The organism is Mesorhizobium liriopis, from assembly GCF_024053505.1.
GTDB lineage: Bacteria > Pseudomonadota > Alphaproteobacteria > Rhizobiales > Rhizobiaceae > Mesorhizobium_B > Mesorhizobium_B liriopis.
The window spans coordinates 120,069-141,723 of the sequence record NZ_JAMXQS010000004.1 but is presented as its reverse complement, the minus strand read 5'-3'; the positions used below and the strand labels follow the sequence as shown (position 1 = coordinate 141,723).

Genomic DNA, 21,655 nt, shown 5'->3' with positions numbered 1-21,655 from the left:
CTCACTCGGCGGCGAGGCTGTCGGCGAGAAAGCCGCCGGACTGGCGCTTCCACAGACCGGCATAGAGGCCGCCCTTGGCGACGAGTTCTTCGTGGCTGCCTTCTTCGACGATGCGACCGTGGTCGAGCACGATCAGGCGGTCGAGGGCGGCAATGGTCGAGAGCCGGTGCGCGACCGCGATCACCGTCTTGCCTTCCATCAGTTCGAACAGGTTCTCCTGGATCGCCGCCTCGACCTCCGAATCGAGTGCGGACGTCGCCTCGTCGAGGATCAGCACCGGCGCGTCCTTCAACATCATGCGGGCGATGGCGATACGCTGGCGCTGGCCGCCCGACAGCTTCACCCCTCGCTCGCCCACCTGCGCGTCATAGCCGGTGCGACCGCGCGGGTCGGACACGCCTTCGATGAAGTCGTGGGCGGCGGCGCGCATCGCGGCACGCTCGATCTCATCCTGTTCGGCTTCGGGGTTGCCGTAGCCGATATTGTCGCGGATCGAGCGGTGCATCAGCATGGCGTCCTGCGTGACCACGCCGAACTGCGCGCGCAAGGAAGCCTGCGTCATCGCGCGGATGTCTTGCCCGTCGAGCAGGATGCGGCCCTTCTCGATGTCGAACAGGCGCAAGAGCAGGTTGATGATCGTGGTCTTGCCTGCCCCCGACGGGCCAACGAGCGCCACGCGCTCGCCGGGGCGGATGGTGAAGGACAGGTTCTCGATCACGCCGCCCTCCTTGCCATAATGGAAGGACACGTTCTCGAAGCGGATTTCGCCCCGCGCCCGACTGATCTCCAGCGCATCCGGCCTGTCGCGCAAGGCCGGCTGAACCGAAACGGTGCGGATCGAGTCCTGAACCGTGCCATAGTTCCGCACGAGGCCGTTGATGTTGAACATCACCCAGCCCGACATCTGGTTGAGACGGAAAACGAGGCCCATGGCGGCGGCGATGGCACCGCTGGTGATGGCGCCGTCGACCCACTGGCTCACCGCCAGCGCACCGACGGCCGACATCATGAGGCCGTTGAGAACGGCGACCGCCGAGCGAACGGTGGTCACCGCACGGGTCAGCCGGATGATCGCGACGAGAAACTGGTCGAGGCTTTGGCGCACATAGTCGTGCTCGCGCCGTCCGCGGTCGAACAGCTTGACGGCCATGATGTTGGTGAAGACATCGACCATGCGGCCGGTGAAGATCGAGCGCTGGTCGGCCGTTTCGCGCCCTGCCGTCCGCATCTCGGGCAGCAGGTAGCGGATGACCGCGCAGTAACCGGCGAACCAGAGGCCGACGATCAGCCCCATCCACGGATCGAGCGAGACGAGGATCGTCACCGTCAGCACCACGAAGGTCAAAAACGACCACATGGTCTGAAGCAGGTTGACGACGAAATCGCCCACCGCCTCGCCACCCTGCATGATCTTGGTCGCAATACGGCCGGCAAAATCGTTCTGGAAGAAGCCATAGGGCTGGTCGATCACACGGCGGAACGATTGCCAGCGCACCATGGTGAAGAAGCCCGGCACGATGATCTGCTGTTCGACCACGGCAGAGCCGATCATCACCAGTGTGCGCACCACGAGCAACAGTGCGAGCAGGCCGACCAACTCCTGCCAGTGGTCGGCGAGCAGGCGCTGGGGCGAGGAAGCGTCGAGCAGGTCGATCAGCCAGCCCACCGACCAGTAGAGCGCCGCATCCACCGCGCCGGCGAGCCCGCCCATGACGAGGAGCAGCAGGAAAGGCCCCTTGGCCTGGGCGGCGAAGTAAAGAATGAAGCGCCACGCGGTCTTGGGCAGCACCTCGCGATCCGTGTCGTGAAACGGATCGATCAGGTCCTCGGCGCTCTTGAAGAAGCGGTTGCGCCAGCTCACTCGGCGGCCTCCGCTATCGTGTCGTGTGCGAGGAAACCGCCGGACTGCCGCTTCCACAGCCGCGCATAGAGGCCGTCGCGCCGCACGAGCTCATCATGGGTGCCCTCTTCCACGATGCGTCCGCCATCGAGCACCACGAGCCGGTCGAGGGCCGCGATGGTCGAAAGACGGTGGGCGATGGCGATCACCGTCTTGCCTTCCATCAGCTTGGACAGGTTCTCCTGGATGGCAGCTTCCACGTCCGAATCGAGCGCGGACGTCGCCTCGTCGAGAATCAGGATCGGGGCATCCTTGAGGAACACGCGCGCGATCGCCACGCGCTGGCGCTGTCCGCCCGACAGCTTCACCCCGCGCTCGCCGACAAAGGCATCGAGTCCGACGCGATCCTTGTCGTCACGCAGCGACGCGATGAAACCCTCGGCTTCGGCCTTGCGCGCCGCGGCCACGACCTCGGCCTCGGTCGCATCGGGCTTGCCGAGGCGGATATTGTCGGCGAGCGATCGATGGAACAGCGCGGTTTCCTGAGCCACCACGCCGATCTGCCCACGCAACGAATCCTGCGTGACCTGCGCGATATCCTGTCCATCGATCAGGATGCGGCCCTCTTCGGTATCGTAAAGGCGCAGGATGAGGTTCACGAGCGTGGTCTTGCCCGCGCCGCTCGGGCCGACCAGCCCGACCTTTTCGCCCGGCTTGATCGTAAGCGACACATGATCCAGCACACCTTCGCCTTTGCCGTAGTGGAACGACACATCGTCCACCTGCACCTCACCGCCTGTCACCTTCAGCACCGCAGCATCCGGCGCATCGGTCAGCGCCAGAGGTTGGGCGATCAGCGCCTTGGAATTTTCGAGGGTGCCGAGGTTCCGGAGGATGCCGTTGAGCTGCATCATCAGCCGCCCGAGCAGCATATTGAGGCGCAAGACGAGCGACAGGGTGAAGGCCACCGCGCCAACGGTGATCGCGCCCTCCACCCAAAGCGACACGGCGAAGGCGCCGATGGCCGTGATCATCACGCCCGACAGCGCGGTCAGCGCCACCCGCACACCCGTCAATCGCCGCGTGAAAGGTCGCAGCGCGCCGAGATAGCGGTCGAAGCCCTCGCGGATGTAGCGCGTGTCGCCATCGGCCGCGAAGAGCTTCAGCGTCTGGACGTTGGAATAGGAATCGACGATCCGGCCATTGATCATCGAGCCCGCCTCGGCGGTGGCTTCGGCACTCTTGCGGATTTTGGGCAAAAACAGCTTGGCGAGCCAGCCGAAGGCTGCGATCCAGACCACGACGAGTGCTGCCAGCCGCCAGTCGAGCCCCGCCACCAGCGCGAGCGTCGTGACAGTATAGACGATCATGAACCAGATGACCTCGACGAAGCTTTCCACGAGATCGCCCGTCGCCTGCCCCGACTGCCAGACCTTGGTCGCGATGCGCCCGGTGAAGTCGTTCTGGAAGAAACCGTAGGACTGGCGCGACACATGCCGGTGCGCCTGCCAGCGCACGAGATTGTAGAAGCCCGGCGTGATCGTTTGCTCGTCCACCATCGCTGACAGGCCGACCACCATGGTGCGGATCACCAGCACCACTGCCGCCATGAAGAGCAGCTCGGAGCCGGCCGCACTCCACAAGGCCGCCCAGCTTCGCTCGGCGGGTAGCGCGTCGAGGATATCGACCAGCCGCCCGACGAAGTAGAACAGCCCCGCTTCGACCAGCGGAGCGATTCCGCCGATCACCAGCATGGCGAAGAACGCACCCTTGGCCTGGCTCACATAATGCCAGAGAAAGCCGAACGTGGTCGCGGGCGGCCGCGCGGGCGCGCCTTCGCGGAAGGGATCGACCCAGCGCTCGAAAGCGCTGTAAAGGGGCGCGAGTATCGCCAAAGCCGCGTTCTACTCCGCCGCCTGCTGTTGCTGGTCCGGGGCGTCAGCGAGCAGGAAGCCGCCCGACTGACGTTGCCACAGGCTGGCATAAATCCCGCCGCGCGCCACCAGTTCCTCATGCGTGCCATCTTCCACGATGCGGCCCTGGTCCATCACCACCAATCGATCCATCGCCGCGATGGTCGAGAGGCGATGCGCGATCGCGATCACCGTCTTGCCTTCCATCAGGCGATAAAGGTTTTCCTGAATGGCCGCCTCCGCTTCCGAGTCGAGCGCGGAGGTCGCCTCGTCGAGGATCAGGATCGGCGCGTCCTTCAGCATCACCCGGGCAATCGCGATGCGCTGGCGCTGGCCGCCCGACAGCTTCACGCCGCGTTCGCCCACATGCGCCTCATAGCCGACACGGCCTTCGAGGTCGGAAAGCCCGCCGATGAAATCGTGCGCCTCCGCGCGGCGCACGGCTTCCTCCATCAGCCCCGCCCCCGCATCGGGACGGCCATAAAGGATGTTCTCGGCGACGGAGCGATGAAGCAGTGAGGTGTCCTGCGTCACCACGCCGATCCGCGCGCGCAAGCTCTCCTGCTGGATCGCGGCGATATCCTGTCCGTCCACGAGGATGCGGCCCTTTTCGAGATCGTAGAAACGCAGAAGCAGGTTGACGAGCGTGGACTTTCCCGCGCCCGAGCGGCCGACAATGCCGACTTTTTCACCCGGTGCGATGGTGAGCGACAGGTCCTCGATCACTCCGCCGCCCTTGCCGTAGTGGAAGCCGATGCGGTCGAACTCGATGGCCCCCTTGTCCACCACGATCGCGGGCGCGCCCGGCTTGTCCTCGACCGTATGCGGCATGGCGATCGACTGGATGCCATCCTGCACCGTGCCGACATTCTCGAACAGGCCGGACATTTCCCACATGATCCATTGCGACATGCCCCAAAGGCGCAGGACCACACCGATGGCCACGGCCACCGCGCCCACCGAGATCGCCTCGTTGAGCCAGAGCGTGATCGCAAAACCGCCCATCGAGAACAGAAGCAGGCAGTTGATGGAATAGAGCGTGGCGTAGAGCTTGGTCACCAGCCGCATCGACTTGTGCACCGTGCCGAGGAAGTTGCTCATGCCTTCCCTGGCGTAGCTCTCTTCACGCCGCGAATGCGAAAAGAGCTTCACCGTCTGGATGTTGGTATAGCTGTCCACCACACGTCCGGTCATCACCGAACGCGCATCGGCCTGTTCCTCGCCCACCCGGCCCAGGCGCGGGATGAAGTAGCGCAGGAGCGCGACATAGGCCAGGAACCAGACCCCGAGCGGGATCGCCAACCGCCAGTCGGACGAGCCGACGATGATCACCACGCCCGTGAAGTAGACGAGCACGTAGTTCAGCACATCGATCAGCTTGATCACGCATTCGCGCACGGCGAGCGCCGTCTGCATCAGCTTGGTGGCGACGCGGCCCGCGAACTCGTCCTGATAAAAGGCCATGGACTGCTTGAGCAGGTAGCGATGCACCAGCCAGCGGATGCGCATCGGATAGTTGCCCTGCAGCGTCTGATGCTGGAGCAGTGACTGGAACGTCACCATCAGAGGGAGTGCTATCAGCACCAGCAGCCCCATGCCGGCGAGTTTCCAGCCCTCGTTCTGCAGGAACGTTTCGCGGTTCTGAGCCGACAACCAGTCGACGATGCTGCCGAGAAAGCCGAACATCCAGACCTCGGCGATGGCGATCAGCGAGATCAGGATGCCCGTCACGATGATGAACGGCCAAGCGCCCGTGGTGTAATGCAGGCAGAAGGCGACGAGCGTCTTCGGCGGCTGCACCGGCTGTTGTGGCGGAAACGGATCGAGGCGGGTTTCGAACCAGCGGAACATCGGGTGGCCTTCGGGGCAAGAATGCACTGCCCGCGGATGGCTTTGCCTGTGGCTGGCAGAAAAAAGGGACGCGCAAGAAGGATGCGCAAGCGCGAGACTGAGATAAGGTCGCAGGGGTCGATTGAAAAGGGGCGTGAACGCGCTTACCGCCCTGCCTGCACGACGGCCTCATGGCGACGAATGAGCAAAATGAACTTAGGAACACCCCGTTCAAAGGATTTTCGCCTCACGTGAACACTCTGGCCTTCGATTTCCGTTTGGCGCTTTTTCAGCCGGACATTGCCGGCAACACGGGCACGATCCTGCGCCTTGCAGCCTGCCTGGGGGTCGCAGTCGATGTGATCGAGCCGGCCGGCTTCGACCTGTCGGACCGCAATCTGAAACGCGCCGGAATGGACTATCTGGCGATGGCAGCGCTCAGGCGGCATCTCGAATGGACGGCTTTCGAGGCATGGCGGAAGGCCGAGAACAGGCGGCTCGTGCTCTTCACCACCAAGGCGGACGTGGGCTATACCGACCTTGCCTTCGCACCCGACGACATCCTGCTTTTCGGCCGCGAATCCGCCGGCGTGCCTGATCATGTGCATGACGCAGCCGACATACGCGCGACGATCCCCATGCCCGGCGGCGGTCGCAGCCTGAACCTCGCGCTATCCGTCGCGATGGGCGCGGGCGAAGCGATGCGGCAGGTGGGGCGACAGCACGAAGCGGGCGCGCAGAAAGCCGACACGCAAAGTCCCTAGCGTCTCTACGCCTTGACCCTTCATCCATAAAATATAGGGATCATGGCTCACCGAAATGAGTGCCGCGTCCCATGCAACGTCCCGAAATCCCCGCCGGACTGCCCGCCGATATCGAGGACAAGAAGGCCCGAGCCAAAGACTGGTTCGAAGCCCTGCGCGACCGCATCTGCGCGGATTTCGAGGCTATCGAGGAACCGTTCGGCGGATCGCAATTCGAGCGCACCGCCTGGCAGCGCGACGAGGGGCGCGGCGGTGGCGGCGTGATGTCGGTCATGCATGGCGAAGTGTTCGAAAAGGTCGGCGTGCACACCTCGACCGTTTATGGCGAGTTCTCGCCCGAATTCCGCCAGCAGATGCCCGGCGCCTCGGAAGATCCGCGTTTCTGGGCCAGCGGCATTTCGCTGATCGCCCATCCGCGCAACCCGAACGTGCCGACCGTGCACATGAACACGCGCATGGTCGTCACCTCACGCTGGTGGTTCGGCGGCGGCGCGGATCTGACACCCGTTCTCAACGCGCGGCGCACGCCGGAAGACCCGGACACCGAGACCTTCCACAAGGCCATGCAGTTCGCCTGCCGCAAGCACGAGCCGATCGCCGATTACGACCGTCTCAAGGCATGGTGCGACGAGTACTTCTTCCTGCCCCACCGCAACGAACCGCGCGGCGTGGGCGGCATCTTCTTCGACTGGCAGCACTCACCCGACGAGACGGGCGGCTGGGACGCCGATTTCGCCTTCGCGCAGGATGTCGGCCGCGCCTTTGCGGTCGTCTACCCGCTGATCGTCAAGCGTAACATGGAGATCGAGTGGAGCGACGAGGAGCGCGCCGAACAGCTCGTGCGGCGTGGCCGCTATGTCGAGTTCAACCTGCTCTACGACCGCGGCACGATCTTCGGTTTAAAAACCGGCGGGCATGTGCCTGCCATTCTCTCGAGCCTGCCGCCGCTCGTGATGTTCCCTTAAGCGAACATTCGAACACACGCGCGCAACCAGCCATTCACCTTCCTGAGCGAAAGCCTTGCGGCATAAGGCTTTCTCTAACCATGCCGCGCCCACTCTCCCCTGATCGCGCCTCTGTCGCGCATTTGGGGTGTTTGGGGACATGTCGGGGATTCTTAAGCGGTTCTGGAAGGACCAGTCGGGCGCCTACGCCATCATGATGGGCATTGCCACGATCCCGCTGCTGCTTGGTGTGGGCACGGCGGTGGATTACGGGCGGCTGGTAAGGGCACGGAGCCATATTCAGCAGTTGGCGGATGGTACGGCGCTGGCGCTGGCGGCGTCACGAGAAACCAAAAAAAGCGAGTTGGATAAGCTGGCAGACAACTACGTCAAATCGAACACCGAAAAAGATATCCTGGACAAGATAACAGGCATTACGGTTGATCCGTCGGATGAGGAAATCAAGATCACTCTTGATAGTACTGTCTCCACCTACTTCATGTCACTCGCGAACATCCGAACGATGAATGTTACTGCTGGTGCCGTTGCAGACCGCGCCCTTCTTGGAAAACTCGAAGTCAGCCTTGTGCTCGACAATACCGACTCCATGACCGTCGACAACAAGATCGGCACATTGAAGAAAGCAGCAACAAATCTTGTTACTGCCTTGTTCAAAGAAAACGACAGTGGCGATGGCAAAGTACGAGTTTCCTTGGTGCCTTATGCCGAGCAGATCAATATCGGACTGAAAAACCGGAAAGCACCTTACCTGTCGGTTCCCGACGACTACTATGCGACTTCATCGAAGACAACGACAACGACGACTCCAGGCTATTGGAAGCAAGATACCAAGAAAACGAATGAGTGCCTTGCTTGGAACGAGGCTAAAACGACGACCACTACAACTGAGCGTGATGGCGTCATGTACACAACAACGACGACCACTCCGCGCAGCTGCAAGGAGTACCGGTATGAAAATGTCGGACAGCCTTACTGGGTCGAAGAGAAGACTGAAACCAAGACAACCACTACGACAACCCAATACAGCTGGTATGGCTGTATTGGTGCACGGGTGGATAGTTCAGCGAAGCAAATCCTGAATGACCAGAAACCGAGTTTCAAATATCCTGGATATCTTACGACGCCAAGTGTGAAGCAGCGCTGTCTGACGGAGGTTCTGCCGCTCAATGCCAGCCAATCCACAATCAAAGCTGCGATAAGCGGAATGATTACATCTCGCAGTGGATACACTCCGAACACGTTTATCCCCGGTGGCATGATGTGGGGTATCAATACATTGTCGCCCGAGGGCCCCTTTGGAACTGGCAGTGATGCGCCAGGTGCCTACGATCCAAAAAATCAAGAGCCGCGGAAGGCAATCGTGCTCATGACGGATGGACTGAACACCCAGAGGGTTCTCACCACAGGCATCCAGAACACGGAATATTTGAAAGGAACGAATTTTATAGGTTCGCCCACAGCAGCAACGGCGGGGGCTCAACGTGCAGCCGTAAATGCCGACTCGATAACCCTATGTGACTATGCAAAATCAAAGGGGATTGAGGTCTTCACTGTTGCTTTTGCGGTCCCAGAAGGCGACCCCAAGTCCATGTTGAAGAAATGTGCAACGGATGAATCGCATTATTACGACGCTACGGACGCTGATAAGCTTCTTGAAGCGTTCGAAGGAATTGCGAGATCGCTGCGTGTCGTGAGACTCGTAAAATAGACCAACACTCAATTCAGTTTACGGCCCGCAACCCGTTGCGGACCGTTGGCGTTCCAGCCTTACCGTGTTTCCATCACGGTTAACGATGAGGAGGATCGTCATGAAGGAATTTCAGTGCGGTTCACTTGTGCCGGGCTGCGATTGGCATGCGCGGCATGAAGACGAGGCGGAGGTTATCCGCAAGGCGGCCGAGCATCTTCGTCAGACCCATGGCAGCGAAGTGCATGAGAGCACGATCGAGGCCATTCGTTCACGGATCGAGCGTGTCGAAGAACAGGCTTAGTCTTCGACAGGCTTGGCACGGTCGAGCAGGGCCTCGACGCTGAGCGCAAAGCCTGACGCCATCCACTCTTCTTCCAGCCGGGCCAGCTCCTTGCCGAGTTTTGGCCCGGCTTCGTATCCGACGTGGGAAAGGTCCCTGCCGCCGATGGGAAAGCGCGGCAGGGGCCAGTCGCGCGCGATGGCTTCGAGGCGCGTGAGCGCCGCGAGATCTGGAAGCTTCGCCCCATCATTCTCGGCCTGCTGTCGCAAGCTTGCAATGGTGAGATGAAGCCGGTCGAGAATGCCCTGCCTGTCGCCACGATAAATGCGCTGGCGCAAGGAAAGATCGGCCAAGCTGGGGGAAACGGGCTCTGCCATCGCCCAATTGCGTAGTCGCGCGGTTTCTGCCTTCGAAAGCTTCAGACGCCCTGCGAGCCCTTCCATCCGTGCGGCATCGGGCGGCACGATGCTCTCAAGCCGCAGAAGCGCGTCCGGCGTCCATCCCAACGCCTGCTCGGCCGCGACCAGCCCGTGAATCGCGTCGATGCCCCATTTCGCGCTTTCGGGCAGCACGCGTGAAAGAACGCCGGATTGGCGCATCCAGAGCATGGCGCGCGAGGGGTCGGACGCGCCCAGCAATTTGCGCAACTCGCTCCAAACGCGCTCGGCGGAAAGCGTATCGACCAGCTCCTTCAGCCGCGCGCAGGCCTTCAGGCCTTCGGCGTCGGGCCGACCCTTGCCGTATGAGGCGAAGAAACGAAAGAAGCGCAGGATGCGCAGCGCATCCTCGCGGATGCGCGTTTCCGGATCGCCAATGAAGCGGATGGTGCGCGTTTCGATGTCGGCCAGCCCGCCGACAAGATCGAGCACCTCGCCCTCGGCATCGCAGTAGAGCGCGTTGATCGTAAGATCGCGCCGGTCGGCGTCCGTCTGCCAGTCGCGCCCGAAGTGCACCACCGCATGGCGCCCATCGGTTTCCACATCGGCCCGCAATGTCGTGACTTCGAACGGCCGGCCGTCCACCACCACCGTCACCGTGCCGTGGTCGAAGCCCGTCGGCACCGGCTTGAAGCCCGATGCCTTCGCGCGGCGCACCGTTTCCTCGGGTAGGTTGGTGGTGGCAATGTCGATATCGGAGATCGGCTCACCCAAAAGCGCGTTACGCACGGCGCCACCAGCCACGCGCGCCTCCTCGCCGTCGGCGCTCAAGACCGCAAGCAGCTTTTGCAGGCCCTCGTCCGCGAGCCACGGCGCGTGGGAAGGGTCGATCCTCGTCAAGCGTAAAGCCTTTCGTAGAGCATGCGCAGAATGCCGGCGGTGATGCCCCATATCCGCCGTTCCTCGAAATGCATCACATAGAAGAGACGCTCGCGCTCCTTCCAGATGCGGCTTTCGACCTTGTGATTTGCGGGGCTCATCAGAAACGAAAGCGGCACCTCGAAGGCGGCCTCCACTTCCGTCGGGTTGAGAACGAGTTCGACAGGCGGGCGCACGATGCCCAGCACGGGCGCGATGCGGTAACCCGATCCGGACACGTAATCCGGCAGGCGGCCGACCACTTCCACGCGCGATGGAGCCAAGCCCACTTCCTCCTGCGCCTCGCGCAACGCAGCCGCTTCCGGTGAACCGTCCCCCGGATCGATCCGTCCGCCCGGCAAGGCGATCTGTCCCGAGTGGTCGCGCAAGGTCTCGGTACGCTTGGTGAGGATCAGGCTCGACTGCGGCCCGCGATCGACAACCGCGATAAGAACGGCCGCCTCACGCAGATCGTCGGTCGGAAACAGGGCTTCGGCTCCGGGATTCCAGCGGTGATCGCCCCAATGGTTCGGCTCGTCGGTTTGGCTGATCACATGCGCACGTCCCCGCGCACGGAAATCGGCGGCCGAAAAGTTCTGCAAAACCGGGGCGTCCACTCAGGCGCTCAGCCGCGCGAGGTCCGAGGCGGGCATGATCGGGAAAACGACACCGTTCGAGCGCAGCGCGAACATGGCTTGCCCATCGATCTCGATGTCTTCGCCCACTTCGACCAACTGATACATCACCGCACGTGACAGAAGCGCTTCAAGCCGTCCGCGAACATGAAGGTAAGGCTTGAGCCCCCCGGTCTCGGGCTCGTCCACGAAGCGCAAGGGATGCTCCGGTCCGGCCTCCACCACATCGCCCACATTGGTGCGAAAGGTCAGCTTGCGGGTTTCGCCCTCCCCGCTCGCATCCATCTCGACCGCCAGAAACGGCGCGTCGGCGACGCAGATGCCGACCTTCTCGACAGGCGTCACCAGATAGGTCTTGCCGTCCTCGTCCTTGCGCAGAACCGAGGAAAACAGTTGCACGAGCGCAGGGCGGCCGATGGGCGTGCCGAGATAGAACCATGTGCCGTCGGCCTTGATCTCCATGTCGAGATCGCCGCAAAAGGGCGGGTTCCATTTCTCGACGGGGGCCGCGCCCTTGCCCGCGCGGCTGGCGCGCGCCACAAGGGCTTCGAGGCCACCCGTGTCGCGGGCTTCGGTCAAGCTTTGTTGAGAGGGCGGTGAGGTGTCCGGCATGGTCACGAAATAGTCACTGTCTGTGGGATTGTCAGCCTCATGGCCTCATTTACCCTCGGCTTCCATCGATCCTCCAACGCCTGGAGCTTCTTGCTGCTCCACTCCCGCCCCGGCCACAAGGCCCAAATTTCGAGGACGTTCCGCTCATGAGCATCGCAATCAAGGAAGCCTCGCTGTCGCCCGAAGAGATGGTGGCGCAGGCTGAAAAGGCGCTCGGCGACATCGGCAAGGTGCGCGAGGGCGTGGGCCGCGTGATCTTCGGGCAGGAAAGCGTGGTGGAACGGACGCTGGTCGCGGTGCTCGCAGGCGGCCACGCGCTTCTCGTCGGCGTGCCGGGTTTGGCGAAAACCAAACTGGTCGACACGCTCGGCACCGTTCTCGGCCTCAATGCGAGCCGTATCCAGTTCACGCCGGACCTGATGCCCTCCGACATCATCGGCTCGGAGGTGATGGAGCAGGACGAGACCGGCAAGCGCGGCTTCCGCTTCATTCCGGGCCCGATCTTCGCCCAGCTTCTGATGGCCGATGAGATCAACCGCGCCTCTCCCCGCACCCAGTCGGCACTTCTGCAATCCATGCAGGAATACCATGTCACGGTCGCCGGCCAGCGCCATGACCTTCCCGGCCCCTTCCACGTTCTCGCGACCCAGAACCCGCTCGAGCAGGAAGGCACCTATCCGCTGCCGGAAGCCCAGCTCGACCGCTTCCTGATGCAGATCGACATTCATTACCCGGAACTCGAAGCCGAGCGCCGCATCCTGATCGAAACGACCGGCACGCATGACGCGGTGGCCGGGAATGTGCTGAGCGGGGCGCGGCTCCAGGAAATCCAGCATCTGATCCGCCGCATGCCCGTACCGGAATCGGTGGTGGATGCAATCCTCAAACTTGTGCGCTCGGCCCGTCCCGGAAGCGGCGATGCGGAAACCGACCGGCACGTCGCCTGGGGCCCAGGGCCCCGCGCTTCGCAGGCCTTGACCCTCTGCGCCCGCGCCCGTGCTCTCTATGACGGACGCCTTGCTCCTTCGATCGACGATGTCCGCGCACTGGCCGAGCCCGTGCTCCAGCACCGCATGGCGCTCTCCTTCGCCGCGCGGGCCGAGGGCATGAGCGTGCGCGACGTGGTGGCGCGGCTGGCAAAGGCGATCTGATGCCGCAAATCGGCGAAGCGGTTGCCTCCACGCTTCCCTCGGATGCGCTGTCGCGCGCCCGCACCCGTGCGGCACTCGTGCCCGACCTCTTGGTCGAAGCGCGGCGCGTGGTCGCCACCGTCATCTCCGGCTGGCATGGACGCCGCCGGCGCGGCATCGGCGAGAATTTCTGGCAGTTCCGCCCCTTCGTGGAAGGCGATGCCACCACCCGCATCGATTGGCGGCGATCCGCGCGCGACGACCACACTTATGTGCGCGACCGCGAATGGGAAGCGGCGCATACTGTTTGGATCTGGGCGGACCCTTCGCCCTCGATGCTCTTCAAGTCGAAGGGCGCCACCGTTTCCAAGGAGTCGCGTGCTCTGGTGCTCGCCCTCGCCCTGGCCGAACTTCTGTCCCGCTCCGGCGAGCGCATCGCCTGGCCGGGCCTGACCGACCCGTCTTCGGCGCGCAACGGTGCGGAACGGCTGGCGGCGCGGCTGGCACATGCGCCAACGCTGCCTGCAAGGCCCGACTTCGGCAATGTCCGCCGCTTTTCCGATGTGATCGTGGTCAGCGACTTCCTCGACCCGGTCGAGGAGACGGTGGAATGGCTCGATGTGCTCGCGAAACGCGGCGCGCGCGCGCATCTGATCGAGGTCGCCGACCCCGCCGAGGAAAGCTTTCCCTATTCCGGCCGCACCGAGTTTCGCGATCCTGAAACGGGCGAGAAGCTGACGGCAGGCCGCGCCGAAGGCCTCGCCGATGAGTATCGCGCGCTTTACCGCGCCCGCCGCGAGGAACTTGTGCGGCACGCCAAGCGGCTGGGCTGGAGCTATACGGTCAACCACACCGACCGGCTCGCGTCCGAAGCGCTGGTGTCGGTTCATTTCGCGATGAGCGGCGGCGGAGGGCCCCGCACATGAGTTTCCTGCCGCTTTCCTTCGGCTTCACGCCGGTTCTGTTCGGGCTCTTGGCGCTTCCGGTGATCTGGTGGTTGCTGCGCCTGACGCCACCCAAGCCGCAGACGGAAGTGTTTCCGCCGTTGAAAGTGCTGGCTCGCGTCCTGAAGCGTGAGGAAACGCCGCAGCAGAGCCCATGGTGGCTGACACTTCTGCGTCTGCTTCTGGCCGCCCTCGTCATCATGGCGCTGGCCGAACCGGTCTGGAACCCGCGTGAGCGCGTGGCGGCGGGCGGCACGACACTGGCGCTCGTGATCGACAATGGCTGGGCGTCCGCTCCCGACTGGAACCGCCGCAAGGCCACCGCCGAACGCCTGATCCGCGACGCGAGCGACAGCGATACGCCGGTGATCCTCGCCTTCACTGCCGAAAAGCCGAACACCGAGATTGGCCCATTCGACCCGGAAGCCGCGCTCGAGCGCCTGAACGCCGCCGAACCGCGCCCCGTGCCGGTGGATCGTGCCGGCACTTATACGCGCGTCAATGAAGTCTTGCCGGCAGGTGGCGGTGCGTCGGTCGCACTTCTGACCGATGGCCTCGCGACACCCGCCGACCAGACCGCTTTCAACGCCCTCCTCGACGAAAAAGCTGGCCGCCTCGTCTGGGCAGCCCCCGACCGCTTCGCGCCGCTCGGCCTCACCGGCGCGCAAAACGAGGTGGACGGCCTGCATCTCACCGCGATCCGCGCGCCGGGCGACCCGGCCCCGCGCCGGTCGGTGGTCGGTGCCTTCGATGAGCGCGGCCGGCGGATCGGCGATGCGACGATTTCCTTTGCGGCCGGGGAAGCCAATGGCACCGGGGTGCTGCAGGTTCCGTTCGAACTGCGCAACGACTTCGCCTCGCTGCGCATCGATGGACAGGATCAGGCGGCCGGTGTGCGCGTGCTCGATGAAAACGACAAGCGCCGCCGTATCGGGCTGATCAGCCAGTCCGAGGCCGATCAGGCGCAGCCTCTGCTCTCGCCGCTCTACTATATCCGCCGCGCGCTGGAGCCGTTCGCCGATCTGGTGGAGCCGCAGACGACCGATCTGGCGCAGGCCATTCCGCAACTGCTCGAGCGCAAGCCTGCGATGATCGTGATGGCCGATGTCGGCACGATCCCCGAGCCCGCGCGCCAGCAACTGGTCGAATGGGTGCAGGGCGGCGGCACGCTGGTGCGTTTCGCGGGCTCGCGCCTTGCTGCCGCCGGCAATGACGAGGAGCTTCTGCCTGTGCGCCTGCGCGTCGGTGAACGCTCGCTCGGCGGCTCGCTATCCTGGACCGAACCACAAGCCATCGCGCCCTACCCTGCGACCGGCCCCTTCGCTGGCCTGCCGGCGCCGCGTGACGTGAACGTGTCGCGCCAGATCCTGGCCGAGCCGGGCACCGACATCGCCGAGCGCACCTGGGCAAGCCTCACGGACGGCACGCCGCTCGTCACCGGCGCGCAGCGCGGTCGCGGCACGGTGGCGCTGTTCCACATCACGCCGGAAGCCACATGGTCGAACCTGCCGATCTCCGGCTCCTTCGTGGAAATGCTTCGCCGCATCGTCCAGCTTTCGCGCAATCAGGGCACGGCGACCGCCGCGGCGGGTGAGCAGGCGCCGAGCCTTCGCCCTTTCCAGATGATCGCAGCCAACGGCGCCCTCGTGCCGCCGGGCCCGGACGCACGCCCGCTCGCGGCGGGCGCGACGGCCGTTTCAATCGAAAACCCGCCCGGCCTTTACGGCGGCGAGGAAGGCGTTGTCGCGCACAACCTTCTGCCGGCGGAAGCGAGCTTCGCGCCCATCGTGAAGCCGACGCCACCCGTGCCCACCAGCGAGATCGCCTACGAACTCGACGGATCGACCCCCTTGAAGGCTCCCTTCATGCTCGCAGCCCTCGTTCTTCTCGTGCTCGACACGCTGGTGATGTTCTGGATGGGCGGCGTGATGCGGCGCAGGCCCCGCGCGCGATTGGCCGGTGCAATTACCGCTGCACTTCTCGCCGCCTTCGTCGTGGCGGCACCGCATGACGCCCGCGCGCAGGATACGCGTCCCGGCGACGAGCAGGCCGTGGCGGCGATTTCCAGGACGCGGCTGGCCTATGTCGTCACCGGCGACAATCGCGTGGACGAGATCAGCCGTGCCGGGCTCGAGGGGCTCACGCAATTTCTGATCGAAAAGACCGCATTGGAGCCTGCAGAACCGGCAGCTGTCGATATCGCCAAGGACGAGTTGGCCTTCTACCCGATCCTCTACTGGCCGGTCGATGCGGGAGCGCCCATGCCGGATGCGGCGGCTATCGCCCGTGTGGACAGCTACATGCGCGAAGGCGGCACCGTGCTTTTCGACACGCGCGACCAGTTCGCGAGCGGCTTCGATGCCGGCGGCACGCCCTCCAACGAGCGCCTGCGCGACATCCTCGCCGAACTCAACGTGCCGGCGCTCGAGCCCGTGCCGGAAGACCACGTGCTGACCAAGTCCTTTTTCATCATGAACGACTTCCCCGGCCGCTACTCGGGCAGCCCGCTCTGGATCGAGGCCTCGGCCGAAGCGCAGAACAGCGACAACCGCCCGGTCCGCACGGGCGACGGCGTGTCTCCGATCATGATCACCGGCAACGACCTCGCCGGTGCCTGGGCGGTGGACTCATCGGGCGCGCCGATGCTGCCGACCGTGCCGGACGACCCGATGCAGCGCACTTATGCGCTTCGTGCGGGCGTCAACATCGTGATGTATATGCTGACAGGCAATTACAAATCCGATCAGGTCCACGTGCCGGCCCTTCTCGAACGGCTGGGGCAGTAGCATGAACTGGTCCGTCTCCTTCGAGCCGCTCCTGAGCTGGCCCTGGCTGATCGCTGCTTTCGTGCTGATGGCGGTTCTGGCAGTCGTCGGGCTCTTCTTCCGCACGCGTGGCGCGCTGATCCGCGCGGTCGCCTTCGTGGCGATTGCCGGCGCACTCCTCAACCCGGTTCTGCTCGACGAAGAGCGCGAAGCGCTGAAAAGCGTGGTCGCGGTCGTGGTGGATCGCAGCCAGAGCCAGGAGATCGGTCCACGCACCGCGCAGACCGACCAGACGCTCGCGCAGGTCCGCGAAAAGTTCGCCCGTTTCCCGCAATTCGACCTGCGCGTGGTCGAGACCGGCAAGGGCGATGCAGCCGATGAGCGCACCGAAACGCGCCTCTTCGGTGCGCTCGACGGCGCGCTGCGCGATGTGCCCGAAAGCCGTGTCGGCGGCGCGCTGATGATCACCGACGGCCAGGTGCATGACGTGCCGGCCAACCCCAGTATCGGCGCGCCGATCCATGCGCTGATCACCGGCGAGGAGAACGAGCGCGACCGCCGCATCCACTTCGAGGAAGCGCCGCGCTTCGGCATCGTCGGAAAGCCTCTCGACATGAGCTACCGCGTGGTGGCCGCCGGCGGTGAGCAGGGCACGGTCGATGTGCGCGTGTCGGTCAACGGCGATCAGGTCGCCGTCCAGAGCGCACCGATCGGCCAGCGCATGCCGCTGCAGATCACCGTCCCCAATGCGGGCCGCAACATCGTCGAGCTGTCAATTCCCGGCGGCGAAGGCGAATTGACCGACATGAACAACCGCGCCATCGCGCTGGTCGATGGCATCCGCGAGAACCTGCGCGTTCTGCTGGTCTCAGGCGAGCCGCATGCCGGCGAGCGCACATGGCGCAACCTGCTCAAATCCGATGCCTCGGTGGATCTCGTCCACTTCACCATCCTGCGCCCGCCCGAGAAGCAGGACGGCACACCGATCAACGAATTGTCGCTGATCGCCTTCCCCACGCGCGAACTGTTCGTGGAGAAGATCAACGATTTCGACCTGATCATCTTCGACCGCTACCAGCACCGCGACGTGCTGCCGATCCTCTACTATGACTACATCGCGCAATATGTGGAGAATGGCGGGGCGCTTCTGGTTGCGGCCGGCCCCGAATATGCGGGGGAGCAATCCATTGCGCAGACGCCGCTGATTGGCGCCCTGCCCGCCCTGCCCACCGGTGAAGTGCTGGACGAACCCTTTTTCCCGCGCCTGACCACGCTCGGCCAGCGCCATCCCGTCACGCGCGGGCTGGAAGGTGCCAACACCGAGCCGCCGCGCTGGGGCCGTTGGTTCCGCTCGATCGGGATCGACCGCCCCGAAGGCGAAACGGTGATGAAGGGACCGAACGACCGGCCCCTTCTCGTGCTCGACCGCAAGGGCGAAGGCCGCGTCGGCATGCTCTTGTCCGACCAGGGTTGGCTCTGGGCGCGCGGCTTCGAGGGCGGCGGACCGGACGTGCAGCTCTACCGCCGCATCGCGCACTGGCTGATGAAGGAGCCGGAACTCGAGGAAGAACGGCTGACCGCCGACGGGCGCGGCATGGTTCTGGAAATCAACCGCCAGACCATGGCCGATCAGGCGCAGCCGGCACAGGTCATCACACCGTCGGGCAAGGTGCTGACGGTGCCGCTCGCCGCCGATGGTCCCGGCATGTTCAGGGGCTCGGCACAGGTGCCCGAGATCGGCCTTTATCAGATCGGCAATGGCGATCTGCGCACGCTCGCGCATGTCGGCCCCATCAACGCGCCGGAATTCGGCGATGTTGTTTCGACGGCCGACATCGTTCGCCCGGCCGTCGAGAAAAGCGGCGGCATCGTCGAGCGTGTGTCGGCTGGCGTGCCCGACATCATGCCTCTGCGCGGAAACGCTTCGGCTGGCGGCGAGCGCATGGGCTTCCGCACGACAGGCGACAGCGTTCTGAAATCCGTCGACCGTGTCCCGCTCTTCGGCGGCTTCCTCGGCCTCGGCGTATTGCTGCTGGCGCTCGGTTCGATGTGGTATCGCGAGGGCCGCTGAACCCGCAAAGAAAAAGCGGCGCCCTTTCGGACGCCGCTTCTCCATTCATTCACGAAGCCGAGGCGCGTTATGCGGCCTGCGCTTCGATCTGCTTGGCCTCATTGCCGACCGCCGAGATCGCGATCTTGCGGGGCTTCATCTCTTCCGGGATGTTGCGCTTGAGATCGACGAAGAGCAGGCCGTTCTTGAGGCTCGCACCCGTTACCTCCACATGGTCGGCAAGCTGGAAGCGGCGCTCGAAGGCCCGCGCGGCGATGCCGCGATAAAGGGTCTCGGTCCCTTCCTCGCCCTTCTCTTCCTTGCGCTCGCCCTTGACCGTCAGCACGTTGCGATGGGCTTCCAGCGAGATGTCATTCTCGGAGAAGCCGGCGACAGCCATCGAGATGCGATAGGTGTCCTGCGCGGTGCGCTCGATATTGTAGGGCGGGTAGCTCTGGCCGGCATCGGGCTGGCCGAGGCTGTCGAGCATGGTGAAGAGCCGGTCGAAGCCGACGGTGGAACGGTAGAGGGGCGAAAAATCAACGTGACGCATGGTTTTGTTCTCCAACAGAGCAACAGGTTAAGCGTTTGACGCTTCTGGGAAGACCCGCTGGCGGCGTCTTCGGGGAAGGTCAGCGGCCCCGCTATGGGCGACCGCAAAGCCTATGTGGGATGGAGAAAAACCGCCTTCAAGAGGCTTTTTCAAACCAGGAATCCGACGCCGCAAATCCGCCCGAACCGTGAACGGCAGATGAACCGAGCCTTCGGAACCCGTTCAGTTCACGCAGGCTAAAACCGCGTCGATCTTAGGGAGGCTTCCCGTCCACCGGGAAGCTGTCTTAGGAGCAGACCGGGTGCCATGTCCCTTCCGCCCGGCTTTGCGGGGGTCGGCGCGCTTTTTCCGGAGCGTTGCCGGCCCCACTTTTTATTCAAGCCCGCCTCTTTGCGGTTTGTGTCCGGCCGGCTTATCTGACCTGTATCTGTTCGCGCCCCGAAGGAATCCCGTGCCCGCCCTGCCAGCCGATCCCTTGCCGGACGCCGCGCTCTACGCCACTCCAGCCAACCCTATCCCTGAAGGCACGCGCGTCGGTTTTCTTCTCGATCATGCTAAGCGCCGCGTGCGCACCGCCGTTTTCCCCCATGCGGCAAAGCCCGCGAAGGGCACGGTGCTCGTCCTCACGGGTCGCAACGAGGCCATCGAGAAGTATTTCGAGACCGCGCGCGACCTCAACCGTCGCGGCTTCGTGGCGATCGCGCTGGACTGGCGCGGCCAGGGTGGTTCGGACCGGCTCCTCAAGAACCCGCAGCGCGGGCATGTCGGCAGTTTCTCGGACTACATCGAGGACTTCGATCTCGTCTTCGAGACCATAGCCCTTCCCGATACGCCAGCACCCTATTACGTTCTGGCGCACTCGACCGGCGCGCTGGTCGCGCTTCTGGCGGCCCCGCGCTACACCAACCAGATCCGGCGCATGGTGCTCCTCTCGCCGCTTCTGGAAATCTCCGGTTTCTCGTTTGCCCATCGCGGCATTCACCGGCTGTCGCATGCAGTGGCCGGCATCGGACTCGGCCGCATCTATCTGGGTGGCGGTCCGCGCAAACCGGGGATGCCGCGCTTCGAACAGAATCCGCTGACGAGCGACCCCGCCCGCTTCGAGCGCAATGCGGAATTGCTGCAGACATTCCCACAACTGGCGCTCGGCGGTCCCACGGCATCCTGGGTGCGCGCCGCCTGCCGTGCGATCGACGCGGCCAACGAGCCGGCCTTCATGTCATCCGTGCGCATCCCGACCATGTTCGTCGCTGCCGGGGCAGACCGCATCGTCTCGACCGCCGCCACCGAGCGCTACGCGCCGCGCCTGCGTGCCGGCGCGCTCGTCACGATCGACGGGGCGCGGCATGAAATCCCGCAGGAAGCGGATCGCTACCGCGAACAGATGTGGGCTGCCTTCGACGCCTTCGTACCCGGCAGCGACAGCGGCTTTTAGAGACTGAGGACGCGCATCGCTTCGGCATGGAGTTCGGGCGTCGCGGCGGCCAGCACCCGCCCGCCTTTCTCCGCCGGTCCACCCTGCCAGTCCGTGATGACGCCACCGGCCTTTTCGATGATCGGGATTAGGGCCACGATGTCGTAAGGCTGCAAGCCGCTTTCGACGACCAGATCGACCTGACCGGCGGCAAGCATCGCATAGGCATAGCAGTCCGTGCCGTAGCGCGGCAGCCGCACCGCCTTTTCGAGCTCGTTATAGAGCGGGCGCTCTTCGGCTGTGAACAGCGACGGCGTGGTGGTGCAGAGGGTGGCATCGGCCAATTGTGTCGTCTTTCGCGTCACTAGTTCGCGTGGCCCACCCGGCCCTTCGTAGAGCGCCGTCATGCCATCCGTGAAGAACAGCTCACCCGTGAAGGGCTGCGCCATGAGCCCGGCCACCGCATCGCCATTCTCGAGCAGCCCGACCAGCGTGCCCCAAAGCGGAATGCCTGAGATGAACGAACGGGTGCCGTCGATCGGGTCGATCACCCACACATGGCGGCTGTCGAGCCGCTCGCCTCCCCATTCCTCGCCGAGAATGCCATGCTCCGGGAAAGTCTCGCGCAAGACGGCACGGATGGCCCGCTCGGCCTCGCGATCCGCTTCAGTCACCGGATCGAAGCCCGCCGCCAACTTGTTGGAAACGCTGCCGAACTGCCGAAAGCGTGGCAGAGTTTCGGCTGCGGCCACTTCCGCCAGTTTGCGCATCAGTTCGGGCGTGACGGCCATTCTCGAAACTCCGGGATTGCGGATGCCGCATTAGCGGGCAGCGCCCAACTTATCAACAATTCCTGAACAAGGGGGCGGAAGTGCTTGACACTTGTGCACCGCACAATAAAGTGGCTCTCGAACGGCTTCGGTCGTTCATGCCCTCCTTGGGCGTTTCCTCCCTAGACTTGGACCGCGTCGTGCG

Annotated in this window: 17 protein-coding genes; 9 read left to right on the top strand and 8 right to left on the bottom strand. The window is 64.2% G+C overall.

The window, feature by feature from the left end:
- Position 1: 1 nt before the first annotated feature.
- Genes NGM99_RS08580 through NGM99_RS08570 form a run of 3 tightly spaced genes read right to left on the bottom strand, consistent with a single transcriptional unit; the run spans position 2 to position 5,604 of the window.
- Positions 2-1,861 (bottom strand): ABC transporter ATP-binding protein, encoded by a 1,860-nt coding sequence (locus NGM99_RS08580; protein ID WP_252818009.1) that lies wholly within the window; start codon positions 1,859-1,861, stop codon positions 2-4.
- Positions 1,858-3,729, bottom strand: coding sequence for an ABC transporter ATP-binding protein (locus NGM99_RS08575; protein WP_252818452.1), 1,872 nt, complete (start codon positions 3,727-3,729; stop codon positions 1,858-1,860). The genes NGM99_RS08580 and NGM99_RS08575 overlap by 4 nt, the downstream gene beginning before the upstream one ends.
- Positions 3,730-3,744: 15 nt before the next feature.
- Positions 3,745-5,604: an ABC transporter ATP-binding protein gene (locus tag NGM99_RS08570; RefSeq protein ID WP_252818008.1), complete on the bottom strand. Its 1,860-nt coding sequence runs from the start codon at positions 5,602-5,604 to the stop codon at positions 3,745-3,747.
- A gap of 239 nt (positions 5,605-5,843) precedes the next feature.
- On the opposite strand from NGM99_RS08570, the gene NGM99_RS08565 reads away from it, so the two are divergent.
- The 4 genes from NGM99_RS08565 (at position 5,844) to NGM99_RS08550 (ending at position 9,303) form a co-directional block, all read left to right on the top strand.
- Positions 5,844-6,347 (top strand): tRNA (cytidine(34)-2'-O)-methyltransferase, encoded by a 504-nt coding sequence (locus NGM99_RS08565; RefSeq protein WP_252818450.1) that lies wholly within the window; start codon positions 5,844-5,846, stop codon positions 6,345-6,347.
- Between the two features lie 71 nt (positions 6,348-6,418).
- Complete coding sequence (gene hemF, locus NGM99_RS08560; RefSeq protein ID WP_252818006.1) at positions 6,419-7,312, top strand: oxygen-dependent coproporphyrinogen oxidase; 894 nt, start codon at positions 6,419-6,421, stop codon at positions 7,310-7,312.
- 139 nt (positions 7,313-7,451) lie between these two features.
- Positions 7,452-9,020 carry a TadE/TadG family type IV pilus assembly protein gene (locus NGM99_RS08555; protein WP_252818004.1) on the top strand — a complete coding sequence of 523 codons (1,569 nt, stop codon included), beginning with the start codon at positions 7,452-7,454 and terminating at the stop codon, positions 9,018-9,020.
- A gap of 100 nt (positions 9,021-9,120) precedes the next feature.
- Positions 9,121-9,303 (top strand): DUF1059 domain-containing protein, encoded by a 183-nt coding sequence (locus NGM99_RS08550; protein WP_252818003.1) that lies wholly within the window; start codon positions 9,121-9,123, stop codon positions 9,301-9,303.
- Here the strand turns inward: NGM99_RS08550 and NGM99_RS08545 are convergent.
- From NGM99_RS08545 to NGM99_RS08535, 3 genes are read right to left on the bottom strand one after another with little or no spacing between them, the layout of a single operon-like run.
- Positions 9,300-10,559: a CCA tRNA nucleotidyltransferase gene (locus tag NGM99_RS08545; protein WP_252818001.1), complete on the bottom strand. Its 1,260-nt coding sequence runs from the start codon at positions 10,557-10,559 to the stop codon at positions 9,300-9,302. The two genes, NGM99_RS08550 and NGM99_RS08545, sit on opposite strands and share 4 nt — an antisense overlap.
- Positions 10,556-11,194, bottom strand: coding sequence for a CoA pyrophosphatase (locus NGM99_RS08540; protein WP_252817999.1), 639 nt, complete (start codon positions 11,192-11,194; stop codon positions 10,556-10,558). Before NGM99_RS08540 ends, NGM99_RS08545 begins: the two co-directional genes overlap by 4 nt.
- Positions 11,195-11,824 (bottom strand): DUF1285 domain-containing protein, encoded by a 630-nt coding sequence (locus NGM99_RS08535; protein ID WP_252817998.1) that lies wholly within the window; start codon positions 11,822-11,824, stop codon positions 11,195-11,197.
- A 146-nt stretch (positions 11,825-11,970) separates the two neighbouring features.
- Here NGM99_RS08535 and NGM99_RS08530 point away from each other — a divergent pair, with 146 nt between their 5' ends.
- From NGM99_RS08530 to NGM99_RS08515, 4 genes are read left to right on the top strand one after another with little or no spacing between them, the layout of a single operon-like run.
- Positions 11,971-12,975 (top strand): AAA family ATPase, encoded by a 1,005-nt coding sequence (locus NGM99_RS08530; RefSeq protein WP_252817996.1) that lies wholly within the window; start codon positions 11,971-11,973, stop codon positions 12,973-12,975.
- Positions 12,975-13,880: a DUF58 domain-containing protein gene (locus NGM99_RS08525; protein ID WP_252817995.1), complete on the top strand. Its 906-nt coding sequence runs from the start codon at positions 12,975-12,977 to the stop codon at positions 13,878-13,880. Before NGM99_RS08530 ends, NGM99_RS08525 begins: the two co-directional genes overlap by 1 nt.
- Complete coding sequence (locus tag NGM99_RS08520; RefSeq protein ID WP_252817993.1) at positions 13,877-16,684, top strand: DUF4159 domain-containing protein; 2,808 nt, start codon at positions 13,877-13,879, stop codon at positions 16,682-16,684. The genes NGM99_RS08525 and NGM99_RS08520 overlap by 4 nt, the downstream gene beginning before the upstream one ends.
- A 1-nt stretch (position 16,685) precedes the next feature.
- Positions 16,686-18,734: a hypothetical protein gene (locus NGM99_RS08515; RefSeq protein ID WP_252817992.1), complete on the top strand. Its 2,049-nt coding sequence runs from the start codon at positions 16,686-16,688 to the stop codon at positions 18,732-18,734.
- 67 nt (positions 18,735-18,801) lie between these two features.
- On the opposite strand, the gene NGM99_RS08510 is transcribed toward NGM99_RS08515, so the two are convergent.
- Complete coding sequence (locus NGM99_RS08510) at positions 18,802-19,266, bottom strand: Hsp20 family protein (RefSeq protein WP_252817990.1); 465 nt, start codon at positions 19,264-19,266, stop codon at positions 18,802-18,804.
- Positions 19,267-19,717: 451 nt separating this feature from the next.
- Between NGM99_RS08510 and NGM99_RS08505 the strand changes: the two genes are divergently transcribed.
- Positions 19,718-20,701, top strand: coding sequence for an alpha/beta fold hydrolase (locus tag NGM99_RS08505; RefSeq protein ID WP_252817987.1), 984 nt, complete (start codon positions 19,718-19,720; stop codon positions 20,699-20,701).
- Here the strand turns inward: NGM99_RS08505 and hisN are convergent.
- A complete protein-coding gene (gene hisN / locus NGM99_RS08500; RefSeq protein ID WP_252817986.1) occupies positions 20,698-21,471 on the bottom strand; it encodes a histidinol-phosphatase in 774 nt (257 codons plus the stop codon). The genes NGM99_RS08505 and hisN overlap by 4 nt on opposite strands.
- Positions 21,472-21,655 lie beyond the last annotated feature (184 nt).

What these genes read in the sequence shown, in the direction of transcription:
- NGM99_RS08570 (WP_252818008.1), bottom strand. Translation starts at nt 5,604, where the DNA reads ATGTTCCGCTGGTTCGAAACCCGCCTCGATCCGTTTCCGCCACAACAG.
- hemF (WP_252818006.1), top strand. Translation starts at nt 6,419, where the DNA reads ATGCAACGTCCCGAAATCCCCGCCGGACTGCCCGCCGATATCGAGGAC.
- NGM99_RS08555 (WP_252818004.1), top strand. Translation starts at nt 7,452, where the DNA reads ATGTCGGGGATTCTTAAGCGGTTCTGGAAGGACCAGTCGGGCGCCTAC.
- NGM99_RS08550 (WP_252818003.1), top strand. Translation starts at nt 9,121, where the DNA reads ATGAAGGAATTTCAGTGCGGTTCACTTGTGCCGGGCTGCGATTGGCAT.
- NGM99_RS08535 (WP_252817998.1), bottom strand. Translation starts at nt 11,824, where the DNA reads ATGCCGGACACCTCACCGCCCTCTCAACAAAGCTTGACCGAAGCCCGC.
- NGM99_RS08530 (WP_252817996.1), top strand. Translation starts at nt 11,971, where the DNA reads ATGAGCATCGCAATCAAGGAAGCCTCGCTGTCGCCCGAAGAGATGGTG.
- NGM99_RS08525 (WP_252817995.1), top strand. Translation starts at nt 12,975, where the DNA reads ATGCCGCAAATCGGCGAAGCGGTTGCCTCCACGCTTCCCTCGGATGCG.
- NGM99_RS08520 (WP_252817993.1), top strand. Translation starts at nt 13,877, where the DNA reads ATGAGTTTCCTGCCGCTTTCCTTCGGCTTCACGCCGGTTCTGTTCGGG.
- NGM99_RS08515 (WP_252817992.1), top strand. Translation starts at nt 16,686, where the DNA reads ATGAACTGGTCCGTCTCCTTCGAGCCGCTCCTGAGCTGGCCCTGGCTG.
- NGM99_RS08510 (WP_252817990.1), bottom strand. Translation starts at nt 19,266, where the DNA reads ATGCGTCACGTTGATTTTTCGCCCCTCTACCGTTCCACCGTCGGCTTC.
- hisN (WP_252817986.1), bottom strand. Translation starts at nt 21,471, where the DNA reads ATGGCCGTCACGCCCGAACTGATGCGCAAACTGGCGGAAGTGGCCGCA.